Genomic DNA, 11,218 nt, shown 5'->3' with positions numbered 1-11,218 from the left:
AAATAGAATGTCTTATATCATAGTCAAAAATAAAAATAAGAGTAAAATGGCCGCAAGACATAATTTTAGAAAATTAACAATTTGGAAAGATGGTATTTCAATAGTAAAAGAAACTTACATCACGACCAAAACGTTTCCAAAGTCAGAAGTTTATGCACTTTCAAATCAAATGCAAAGATGCTCTGTTTCAATTCCTTCAAACATTGCTGAAGGTACAAGTAAAGGAACAGATAAGCACTTTATTCAATATTTGGAAACAGCCTTAGGCTCAGCCTTCGAGTGGGAAACGCAATTAATAATCTCTTTTGAAATAGGATATATTTCCGAAAACACTTTTAAACATTTAGAAAAAAAAATTCAAATGATTCAGGGAATGATAACACGATTCATGGAAAACTTGCAAAAGTCTTAAGTCATTCGTCTTATCATCATATGTCAAAATACTTATAAACTATGAACAAAACCGCTTACATCGTAAAAGCATACAGAACAGCAGTTGGAAAGGCTCCAAAAGGCGTATTTCGTTTTAAAAGAACTGATGAATTGGCTGCAGAAACCATTCAATATATGATGAAGGAATTACCACAATTAGACAAAACGCGCATAGACGACGTTATTGTTGGTAATGCCATGCCAGAAGGATCTCAAGGATTAAATATGGCTCGTTTAATCTCTTTAATGGGATTAAATAGTGTAGATGTTCCTGGAGTTACTGTAAATCGTTTTTGTTCATCTGGTATCGAAACCATTGGTATTGCTACTGCTAAAATACAATCTGGAATGGCTGACTGTATTATTGCTGGAGGTGCAGAAAGTATGAGTGCTGTGCCTATGACAGGATTTAAGCCTGAATTAAATTACGACATAGTAAAAGCTGGTCATGAAGATTATTACTGGGGTATGGGAAATACAGCAGAAGCCGTAGCTAACCAGTTTAAGGTATCTCGTGAAGATCAAGATGAATTTGCATACAATTCACATATGAAAGCTTTAAAAGCACAAGCAGAAAATCGTTTTCAAGATCAGATTGTACCTATTGACGTGGAACAAACTTATATTGATTCCAATGGAAAGAAAGCTACTAAATCATATACCGTAACAAAAGACGAAGGGCCCCGTGCTGGAACCAGTAAAGAAGCTTTAGCAAAACTACGAGCTGTATTTGCTGCTGGTGGCAGTGTGACAGCTGGAAATTCGTCTCAAATGAGTGATGGAGCTGCCTTTGTTATGGTGATGAGTGAAGACATGGTGAAAGAATTACACCTAGAACCTATTGCACGTTTAGTTAACTATGCAGCAGCAGGCGTTGAACCTCGTATCATGGGAATAGGCCCAGTAAAAGCTATTCCAAAGGCTTTAAAACAAGCTGGTTTAAAACAATCTGATTTAGAGCTCATCGAATTAAACGAAGCATTTGCATCTCAATCTTTAGCTGTGATTAGAGAATTAGACCTCAACCCTGATATTATAAATGTAAATGGAGGAGCCATAGCACTAGGACATCCTTTAGGTTGTACAGGAGCAAAGTTATCCGTGCAATTATTTGATGAAATGCGTAAACGCGACATGAAAGGAAAATATGGAGCCGTTACCATGTGCGTTGGTACTGGTCAAGGAGCTTGTGGCATATTCGAGTTTCTTAATTAATAATAAAACCATAGAGAGAAGAGCATATAGATAAAAGAAAATAGATTTTAAAATGTGTGCTAAACAAAGACATAATTATAAAAATTTAAAAATTTGGAAACTCGGCTTAGAGATTACAAATAATGTATCTGATATCTTGTTAGATTTTCCAAAACATGAAAGATTCGATTTAAGTTCTCAAATAAGCAGATGCTCTGTTTCAATACCTAGCAACATTGCTGAAGGTTCAGCCAGAACAGACAAATCTTTTAGTCATTTTTTAGATATCTCTTTAGGCTCATCTTTTGAATTAGGAACACAATTATTAGTAGCACATCATAGAAAATATATAAACAAAATAATATTAAATACACTAGAAGGAAAAATAGAAGAATTCCAAAGAATGACAATGGGCTTTCAAAACAGCCTCAATTAAGGTCTATTTTCTTTCTTCTTTAATCTTATTATAAACCTCAAATAAAATGGAAGAAAAAGATATTTTACGTGGCGGACAGTTCTTAGTAAAAGACACCAATTGTGAAGACATATTCACTCCAGAAGATTTCAATGAAGATCAATTGATGATGAAAGAAGCTGTGACTGAGTTTGTTGATAGAGAAATTTGGGCAAACAAAGCACAATTTGAAAAAAAGGATTATGCCTTAACAGAATCATGCATGCAAAAAGCTGGTGAACTTGGTTTTTTGAGTGTTTCTGTTCCAGAAGAATATGGTGGCATGGGTATGGGATTTGTAGATACGATGCTTGTTTGTGATTATATTTCTGGAGCTACTGGTTCTTTTAGTACAGCTTTTGGAGCGCATACTGGAATTGGAACCATGCCTATTACTTTATACGGAACCGAAGAACAAAAGAAAAAATATGTACCAAAATTGGCTTCTGGTGAATGGTTTGGTTCATATTGCTTAACCGAACCAAGTGCTGGTAGTGATGCTAACTCAGGTAAAACAAAAGCAGTACTCTCTGCCGATGGTAAAAGTTATAGTATTACTGGGCAAAAAATGTGGATTTCAAATGCGGGCTTTTGTAGTTTAATGATTGTTTTTGCTCGTATAGAAGACGATAAAAATATTACTGGATTTATCATAGAATACGATCCTGAAAACCCTAATGGTATTACCATGGGTGAAGAAGAGCATAAACTAGGGATTCGCGCCTCTTCTACACGCCAGGTATTCTTTAATGAAACCGTAGTTCCTATTGAAAATATGCTATCAACAAGAGGCAATGGATTTAAAATAGCTATGAACGCTCTTAATGTGGGTAGAATAAAACTAGCAGCAGCATGTTTAGATGCACAACGTCGTGTTATAACGGAATCTGTGAAATATGCCAACGAGCGTATTCAATTTAAAACACCAATTTCTAGTTTTGGTGCCATTCGCCAAAAAATAGCAGAAATGGCAACTAATTGCTGGGTAGGAGAAGCTGCCAGTTATAGAGCAGCAAAAAATATTGAGGATCGTATTGAACTAAGAAAAAATAACGGAAAAGACACCCATCAGGAAGCCGAATTAAAAGGTGTTGAAGAATATGCTATAGAATGCTCTATCTTAAAAGTAGCTGTTTCAGAATACACTCAAAGATGTACTGATGAAGGCATTCAAATATTTGGAGGTATGGGATTCTCTGAAGAAACACCTATTGAATCTGCATGGAGAGATGCACGTATAGCAAGAATCTATGAAGGTACTAATGAGATAAACAGAATGCTTTCAATTGGTATGCTTATCAAAAAAGCCATGAAAGGTCATGTAGATGTTTTAACACCAGCTATGGCAGTTAAAGATGAATTAGTTGGTATTCCATCTTTTGATGTACCTGATTATTCTGAATTATTTTCTGAAGAAAAAAATATCGTAAAGAATCTTAAAAAACTATTCTTAATGGTGGCTGGAGCTGCTTTACAGAAATACGGTGAGAAAATTGAAGAGCAACAGCAATTAATGTTGGCTGCATCAGATATATTAATCCAGATTTATTTAGCCGAAACGGCCATTCTTCGTGCAGAAAAAATGGCTAAAAAAGAAGGCGAAGATCAAGTGAAAGAACAAATAGCTATGGCCAAACTAAACTTATTCCATGCTATTGATGTTATTGAAACAGCTGGTAAACATTCCATTATTTCATTCTCTACGGGTGATGAACAACGTATGATGCTTATGGGCTTAAAACGCTATATTAAATATGTTAATATGCCTAATATCATTGAATTAAGACATATCATTGCTGAAAAAGTGATTAAAGAAAACAAATACTGTTTTTAGTATAAACAATATAATTTGTGACTAACTCAATTCTAAAAACGCTCCGGAATTTTTTTTTTCGAGGCGTTTTTCTTTTTTTACTATGTTAAACTTGGAAAATATGTCTTCTTTTTAAACGTCACAAACGTCTTAATAATAAACTCATTAAAATTTAAGATTATGAAAGATTTTATTGTAATTGTATTAGTAATAATAGCGTCTCTTTTTAGTTTACCATGCCATACACAAGCTGAGAAAATATTAGCGCCGAAATTAGGAAACATTTCATGGATTTCTGGTAATTGGAAAGGAGAAGCCTTTGGAGGTCAAACTGAAGAAAATTGGAGTAAACCCTCTGGGGGTTCCATGATGGCAACTTTCAAACTAATAAATAATGGAAAAGTTTCTTTTTACGAAATAGAAATAATTCGTGAAATAGAAAACACACTCATTCTTCAATTAAAACACTTTAACAACGACTTAAAAGGGTGGGAAACTAAAGATGAAACAGTAGATTTTACTCTTAAAGAAATAACTGAAAACAAAGTGATTTTTGAAGGCATGTCCTTTGAAAAAGTAAATGATAACGAAATGAATGTATATGTTGATATAAAACAAAAAAATGGCTCTATAGAAACTGTTAAGTTTAATTACACTAAATAACATCAGTTCGATTTATTTTTTTTATAAAAACAACATTAAAACAATGATTTTCAAGTATTTGTCATTTCAACAGAGCGAAGTATGAGAGGCGAGAAATCTCATGAGGATGGGATTCCTCCTCAATAGCTACGCTATATACGTTCAAGTAAAATATATTTTACCCTCCGTAGCATTTGGAATGACATAGTTTCTTCATCAAAATAGATAAACAACTGATTGTCAATTATTAATATATATAACTCACTTTAAATAAGGTATTACTTTTCATAACTTAATTTTCGAAACAAACAGTAATGCTTGAATACAGAATACAGCTAATAGTTTAACATAACTCTGGGTTTATTTTCATTATCTTTAAAACATTAATTTTTTTGACATGAAATGAAACTAACATTCTTATTACTTTTATTATTAGTTCCTTCAACTATTATTGCACAAACGCACCAACAGTTATACGATATCATTGACGGTATATCTGAAAAACGAATTGAGAGAGACATTCAAACACTTGTAAATTTTGGAACAAGAAATACCTTTAGCGACACTATTTCAAACACCAGAGGCATAGGTGCTGCCAGGCGATGGATAAAATCAGAATTTGAAGCCATTTCAAAAGATTGTAATAATTGTCTAGAAGTCTTTTACCAAAAAGACTTTGTTACTAAAAAGGGAAACAATCGCGTACCACACGATGCATGGGTGGTTAATGTAGTCGCTATTCAAAAAGGGACTAAATATTCCAATCGATATATCATTATGAGTGGTGATATTGATTCTCGAGCCAGCAATACTATGGATTTTACCACCGATGCTCCTGGAGCTAATGATAATGCTTCGGGTATGGCAGGAACTATTGAAGCAGCTAGGGTTTTATCTAAATATCAATTTGAGAGCAGTATTATTTACGTAGGCCTATCTGGTGAAGAACAAGGACTCTTTGGTGGTGCTGGATTAGCAAAACATGCTCAGGAAAAAGCCTGGGATATTATCGGCGTTTTTAATAATGATATGATCGGAAATATTAAAGGGGTGGATGGTGTTATTGATAATAGAACGTTTAGAATATTTTCAGAACCTGTCCCTCCTAATGAAACAGAACGTCAAAGAACACTACGTCGGTTTTATGGTGGAGAAGTTGATGGTATTTCTCGTCAATTAGCACGCTATGTCTATAAAACCACAAAAATATATATGCCAGAGATGAATCCTATGATGGTTTATAGGCTTGATAGGTTTGGTCGTGGTGGACATCACCGTCCTTTTAATGATTTGGGATATGCAGGTATTCGTATTATGGAAGCTCATGAAAACTACACACAGCAACATCAAGATATTCGTGAAGAAAATGGTATAAAATATGGTGATGTTATTGAGTATGTAAATTTTGGTTATGCAAAAAAACTCACCGCAGTGAATGCCATCAATATGGCCAGTTTAGCTACTGCTCCCCCAGCACCAAAAAATGTAGCTATTGGAGGTATTGTAGAACCATCGGTAAAATTTAAATGGGATAAAGTTGATGGGGCTATAGGCTACAAAATTTACTGGAGAAATACCACCTCACCTACCTGGGATTATAGTAGATATGTTGGAGATGTCTCGGAATTCACATTAGATGGTATTGTTATTGATAATTATTTTTTCGGAATAGCTTCAGTTGGTGAAAACGGTTTTGAAAGCGTTGTTGTATTTCCTAATAAAGTCTTTAGAGATTAAGCTGCATATAAATATTAACAAATCCTTAAGAACCTTTTTATTTAATTTTGAAGAAAGATAAAACTATGACCTATCGTTTATATTTATTATGTATTCTCTTAGTAATTTCATGTGTTTCCATAAACGCTCAGGGATTACTTTCAGAGAAAAATAATTTCACCAGACAAGACACTCTACGAGGTTCTATAACTCCTGAACGTTCTTGGTGGGATTTAAACTATTACCATTTAGATATTAAAGTTGACCCAGATAAAAAATTTATTTCGGGAAAAAATACGATTCAATATACCGTTTTAAAGGATTTTTCTGTTATGCAAATTGATTTGCAAACACCTCTAAACCTTACTAAAGCCATTCAGAACGGTACAGAATTAAAAATAACCCATGACGGCAATGCGCATTTTATAAATCTTATTGAAAAACAAGAAATAGGAAACGTAAATTTCATTGAAGTTCATTATGAAGGTTATCCAAGAGAGGCAGTTAGAGCACCTTGGGATGGCGGTATTTCATGGAAAAGAGATCCAAATGGCAATCATTTTGTTGCATCGTCTTGTCAGGGGTTAGGTGCTAGTGTGTGGTGGCCTTGTAAAGATCATATGTACGATGAAGTAGACAGTATGCTTATTAGTGTGAATGTTCCTAAAAACTTAATGAATGTTTCTAATGGTAGGTTAAGGCGTGTTGAACAATATACCGATTCAAAAACATATAGTTGGTTTGTTAAAAGCCCAATAAATAATTACGGAATCAATATAAATATTGGTGACTATACTAATTTCTCTGAAGTTTATAATGGACAAGGAGGTCATTTAGACTTGAACTATTATGTTTTAAAAGATAATTTAGAAAAAGCCAAAGAACATTTTAAAGATGTTCCCAAAATGATGAAAGCCTTCGAGCATTGGTTTGGTCAGTATCCGTTTTATGCAGATAGTTATAAGCTAGTTGAAGTACCTTATTTAGGCATGGAGCATCAAAGTTCTGTTACATACGGAAATGGCTATAAAAAAGGGTATTTAGGTAGTGATTTATCTGATACAGGTTGGGGTCTAAAATTCGATTTTATTATTGTGCATGAATCTGGACATGAATGGTTTGCAAATAACATTACCAATAAAGACATAGCAGACATGTGGATACATGAAAGCTTTACAAGCTATTCTGAAAATTTGTTTTTAGATTACTATTATGGCAAAGAAGCATCAGCCGAGTATGTGATCGGTACGCGAAAAAACATACAAAATGATAGACCTTTAATAGGACATTATAATGTTAATAAAAAAGGTTCTGGTGACATGTATTTTAAAGGTGCAAACATGTTACACACGCTTAGACAACTTATTGAAGATGATGAAAAATGGCGGCAAATTTTACGCGGATTAAATAGAGATTTCTTTCATCAGACGGTTACTACACAACAAATTGAAGATTATTTGAGTGAAAAAACTGAGATTGATCTAACGGCGTTTTTCAATCAATATCTAAGAACCACAAAAGTCCCAACACTTGAGTATACAATCGAAAAAAATGAATTAAAATATCGTTGGGCAAATATTGTTGATAAATTTGATATGCCTGTTCAGGTGAACGTTAATGGAAATAACCAATGGTTATTTCCGAAATCTGATTGGAAAACGATATCATCCGATTTAAAAATCATATCTTTTGAAGTGGATAAAGATTTTTATGTTGAAGTAAAAAAACTATAAGAGTGGAAGTTGCCGAGTTATATTTTAAAACCGATACCGAATGGCGGGATTGGTTACACGAAAATCATGATACTTCTAAAGGTATTTATCTTATTTTTTATAAAGTAGAGAATAAAGAACCTTCCATGCGATGGGAAGAAGCTGTAAAAGTTGCTCTTTGCTACGGTTGGATTGATTCCACTGTAAAAAGTTTGGGTAATGGAAAACGTCGACAACGCTTTTCTCCAAGAAATCCAAAAAGTATATGGAGTGCATTAAACAAAAGATACGTAAAAGAGCTAACTGCCAATAATTTAATGCATGAAAGTGGTTTTAAAATTATTGAAATCGGAAAGAAAAATGGTAGCTGGACAGCTTTAGATGCTGTTGAAAAAGGTATTATTCCAGAAGCTCTACAATTAGCATTTAACAAACACCCAACAGCCTTTAATAATTATAACAACTTTGCTCCTTCTTACAAAAAACACTATTTGTATTGGTTAAATCAAGCCAAAAGAGAAGAAACTAGGCAAAAACGAATTGTTGAAATTATTAGACTATGTGAAGCTAATATAAAAGATAGAGGGAATTGGTAAAACTATAGTTTTATAATCTTAAAATTCTCCTTGTCTATATTCAAAAAGTAAAGACCATTACTTAAGTGGCTAATATCTAATTCTATTTCAGAAGTATTTACTGTTTTACTTAGCACCTTATTACCGTTTATTGAAAATAAATTAATTGTTCTCTGTTCGCTAACTCTAAAACTTATAAATAAGTAATATTGAACTGAATTAATACCTGTTTCAAAAGAGACATCTTCCAATTCAGTAACACTTAAAGAAGATTTTTTTAATGGATTATAAGTATTACTATTATCTACAAAACTTTTAGTATTTGAAGTCGTACCCATAGTAGAATAAGCACCTGTAAATGTTGAATCTCTGTTTAAAAAGTTTACTTCTGAAATTTGAGCACTGGAAAAACTCACAAGTAATAGTAACAAACAAACGGTAGTAGGATAACGTTTTTTCATAGTGGAGCTATTTTCGTTATCTTATATACGTCATTGATCTACTAATCAGATCTTAATTCGTAATAAACCTGGTTTTATATGCCATTTATAGAATTTCTATAAGGATCTTTAAACAGAATACTCTTAGTAAGCTTTTGTATACTTAACTGCTTAAACACTACTAAGGCTCAAAGTATAAACCCTTTTATAAAACACTATTTGGTTTAGTTACATTATAATTTTACGTCAGTTCGGTATATTATAAATTGATAATCAAATATTTAAAAGATTTTAAAGAAGAAATCATATCATTCAGGACGAGGAACGAGGAGGAGAGGCTGTCTGAAAAGTGGTTAATCTTGTCAGAGCAACGCGAAGAATCTTATTTCACTCATAATCAGAGTCATATATTTTAAAGAGATTCTTCATTCCATTCAGAATGACACTTTTTAGACAGCCTCATCTCGTCACTCATGCTTTGCTCCGTCGACATGACAAACAGTTGTATTTCATTGGATTATATAAGAGTTTTTAATAAAGTTTACGTCGAGTTAATTTAATATTCAACCAAGAAGCGCTTGGAGACTTATAAAACCTAAAAGAGAAGAAACAAAAACGCATAGATCAAATTATTGAACTATGTGCTAAAAATATTAAAAGTTGAATTAGAACTCGTTTAAACTTTTTGTTTTTAACCGAAAATGAGATGAAATTTATTCAGATGAGGCACTTTTTGCAAGGCATAGCAGAGCTACGCATAAGAAAAGTAACAAAATATGGGTAAATTTCGGCCATTTTTTAGGAAATAGAAAAAGTTTAAACGAGTTCTTAATTTAGAAAATTTATAATTTAACAATCTTAAAACTTTCTTTATTTATATTTAAAAAATAAATGCCACTACTTAAGTGAGAAATGTCTAATTCTATTTCAGAAGTATTAGCTGTTTTACCAAGCAACTTAATTCCGTTAACTGAAAACAGATTAATTGTTCTCTGCTCTGGAACTCTAAAACTTACAAATAAGTGATCTGAAACAGGGTTAGGATATATTTCAAAAGGCATATCATCCAATTCAATAATACCTAAAGCAGGTTCTTCTAATGGATTGTATGTGTTACCCGAAAGTGCGAACATATAAATAGCCCTCAATGTTGCACTAAAATAATCACTTTTAGATTGATCTTTTAATTCAGTATAACCACTATTCACAAAACTTTGAGTATTTGAAGACATCCCTGCCACAGCATAAGAACCAGTAAACACTGGATCTTTATAATTGATATTAATCGCTACACCAGCTTGATTATACCCTGGATATATTTGATCAAAACCACCTATGGCGTTAACAAAATTATTACATAATACTGAATAATCTAATGCTTTAGAATTACCATACCAAACATAATCTATCGCTATTCTCCATGGTGTTCTGGCTGCATCATAATAATATGATTTCCCTTGATCGTGAGCCGAAGGGACTATAGAAGAATAATCACCATCTGCCTCGCACCAATCTGACACTAAATTATGGATCGCATTATTTTTAGACAAATTCGCATTAATAATATCATAACACTTATCGGCAACGGCATTCCAAAACATTATATCGTTTGTATATTCTCCAAATACTCTAAAATAACCTGTTGCAAAGTATGATGGATTTGTATTAGCACTTCCACCCCAGGCATCCCCTGGTTTTAACACATTCGTGTTAGCCTCTACTTCATGATTTTTGATAGCACTTATTAAAGTCCGGGCATCACCTTGATAATTTATAGTACCAGAGTTCCCCCAACGTTTATCTGCAACAATTAAGGCTATGGCTGCATCTAGTTCTGCATCGGTAGCACCATTTTGTCCAATAACGTTAGAACAACCATTAATTTTCCAATTCATAACGCCATTGGTATTTGAAAAATCTTGATAATAAAGCCATAGACCATCAAAAAGTTCTTTATCATTTGCATAAACTGATAATAACATACCATATGCAACTCCTTCTGAGACTGTTTCAGTGGGTGTGCTAAATTTTATTCTATATCTTCCATTAGAACATGGCACTGCAAAAGCATTTCGCCATGCTACATAGGCATCATATAAATCATTAGCTTGAATATTTGATGGCTGTATGCCATAGTCATAATCTCTATTCAAAAAATTCACTTCGGAAATTTGAGCATTGGAAAAGTTGATCAATAAAAGTAACAGGTAAACGATTGTAGGATAACGTTTATTCATAAG

General features: G+C 33.1%; 10 protein-coding genes. 8 read left to right on the top strand and 2 right to left on the bottom strand.

Features of this window, described 5'->3' with window-relative positions; translation table 11 throughout:
* Positions 1–7: 7 nt before the first annotated feature.
* The 8 genes from EM932_RS09545 to EM932_RS09510 all read left to right on the top strand — a co-directional run bounded on the left by EM932_RS09545 (position 8) and on the right by EM932_RS09510 (position 8,559).
* On the top strand, positions 8–412 hold the full coding sequence (locus tag EM932_RS09545) for a four helix bundle protein (protein WP_246040997.1): 405 nt from the start codon (positions 8–10) through the stop codon (positions 410–412).
* A gap of 41 nt (positions 413–453) precedes the next feature.
* Complete coding sequence (locus EM932_RS09540) at positions 454–1,647, top strand: acetyl-CoA C-acyltransferase (protein WP_135876960.1); 1,194 nt, start codon at positions 454–456, stop codon at positions 1,645–1,647.
* A gap of 52 nt (positions 1,648–1,699) precedes the next feature.
* Positions 1,700–2,062: a four helix bundle protein gene (locus tag EM932_RS09535; protein WP_135876959.1), complete on the top strand. Its 363-nt coding sequence runs from the start codon at positions 1,700–1,702 to the stop codon at positions 2,060–2,062.
* Positions 2,063–2,108: 46 nt separating this feature from the next.
* Positions 2,109–3,914: an acyl-CoA dehydrogenase family protein gene (locus EM932_RS09530; protein ID WP_135876958.1), complete on the top strand. Its 1,806-nt coding sequence runs from the start codon at positions 2,109–2,111 to the stop codon at positions 3,912–3,914.
* A 159-nt stretch (positions 3,915–4,073) separates the two neighbouring features.
* The gene (locus tag EM932_RS09525; protein WP_135876957.1) at positions 4,074–4,556 is read left to right on the top strand and encodes a DUF6265 family protein; all 483 of its coding nucleotides are present in this window, start codon (positions 4,074–4,076) and stop codon (positions 4,554–4,556) included.
* Between the two features lie 381 nt (positions 4,557–4,937).
* Positions 4,938–6,272, top strand: coding sequence for a M28 family peptidase (locus EM932_RS09520; RefSeq protein ID WP_135876956.1), 1,335 nt, complete (start codon positions 4,938–4,940; stop codon positions 6,270–6,272).
* A gap of 65 nt (positions 6,273–6,337) precedes the next feature.
* Positions 6,338–7,984 (top strand): M1 family metallopeptidase, encoded by a 1,647-nt coding sequence (locus tag EM932_RS09515; RefSeq protein ID WP_135877057.1) that lies wholly within the window; start codon positions 6,338–6,340, stop codon positions 7,982–7,984.
* A gap of 2 nt (positions 7,985–7,986) precedes the next feature.
* Complete coding sequence (locus EM932_RS09510) at positions 7,987–8,559, top strand: YdeI/OmpD-associated family protein (protein WP_135876955.1); 573 nt, start codon at positions 7,987–7,989, stop codon at positions 8,557–8,559.
* A 2-nt stretch (positions 8,560–8,561) separates the two neighbouring features.
* Here the strand turns inward: EM932_RS09510 and EM932_RS09505 are convergent, their stop codons facing one another.
* The gene (locus EM932_RS09505; protein WP_135876954.1) at positions 8,562–8,999 is read right to left on the bottom strand and encodes a T9SS type A sorting domain-containing protein; all 438 of its coding nucleotides are present in this window, start codon (positions 8,997–8,999) and stop codon (positions 8,562–8,564) included.
* An 821-nt stretch (positions 9,000–9,820) separates the two neighbouring features.
* On the bottom strand, positions 9,821–11,215 hold the full coding sequence (locus EM932_RS09500) for a glycosyl hydrolase family 8 (protein ID WP_246040995.1): 1,395 nt from the start codon (positions 11,213–11,215) through the stop codon (positions 9,821–9,823).
* Between the last annotated feature and the right edge of the window lie 3 nt (positions 11,216–11,218).

Source organism: Flavivirga rizhaonensis (assembly GCF_004791695.1).
Lineage (GTDB): Bacteria > Bacteroidota > Bacteroidia > Flavobacteriales > Flavobacteriaceae > Flavivirga > Flavivirga rizhaonensis.
The sequence above is the reverse complement of the archived record's forward strand: the minus strand, read 5'-3'. Positions and strand labels throughout refer to the sequence as shown.

Bases quoted from the DNA above. Each gene is read 5' to 3' on its own strand.
- EM932_RS09545 (WP_246040997.1), top strand. From the start codon at position 8: ATGTCTTATATCATAGTCAAAAATAAAAATAAGAGTAAAATGGCCGCA.
- EM932_RS09540 (WP_135876960.1), top strand. From the start codon at position 454: ATGAACAAAACCGCTTACATCGTAAAAGCATACAGAACAGCAGTTGGA.
- EM932_RS09535 (WP_135876959.1), top strand. From the start codon at position 1,700: ATGTGTGCTAAACAAAGACATAATTATAAAAATTTAAAAATTTGGAAA.
- EM932_RS09530 (WP_135876958.1), top strand. From the start codon at position 2,109: ATGGAAGAAAAAGATATTTTACGTGGCGGACAGTTCTTAGTAAAAGAC.
- EM932_RS09525 (WP_135876957.1), top strand. From the start codon at position 4,074: ATGAAAGATTTTATTGTAATTGTATTAGTAATAATAGCGTCTCTTTTT.
- EM932_RS09520 (WP_135876956.1), top strand. From the start codon at position 4,938: ATGAAACTAACATTCTTATTACTTTTATTATTAGTTCCTTCAACTATT.
- EM932_RS09515 (WP_135877057.1), top strand. From the start codon at position 6,338: ATGACCTATCGTTTATATTTATTATGTATTCTCTTAGTAATTTCATGT.
- EM932_RS09505 (WP_135876954.1), bottom strand. From the start codon at position 8,999: ATGAAAAAACGTTATCCTACTACCGTTTGTTTGTTACTATTACTTGTG.
- EM932_RS09500 (WP_246040995.1), bottom strand. From the start codon at position 11,215: ATGAATAAACGTTATCCTACAATCGTTTACCTGTTACTTTTATTGATC.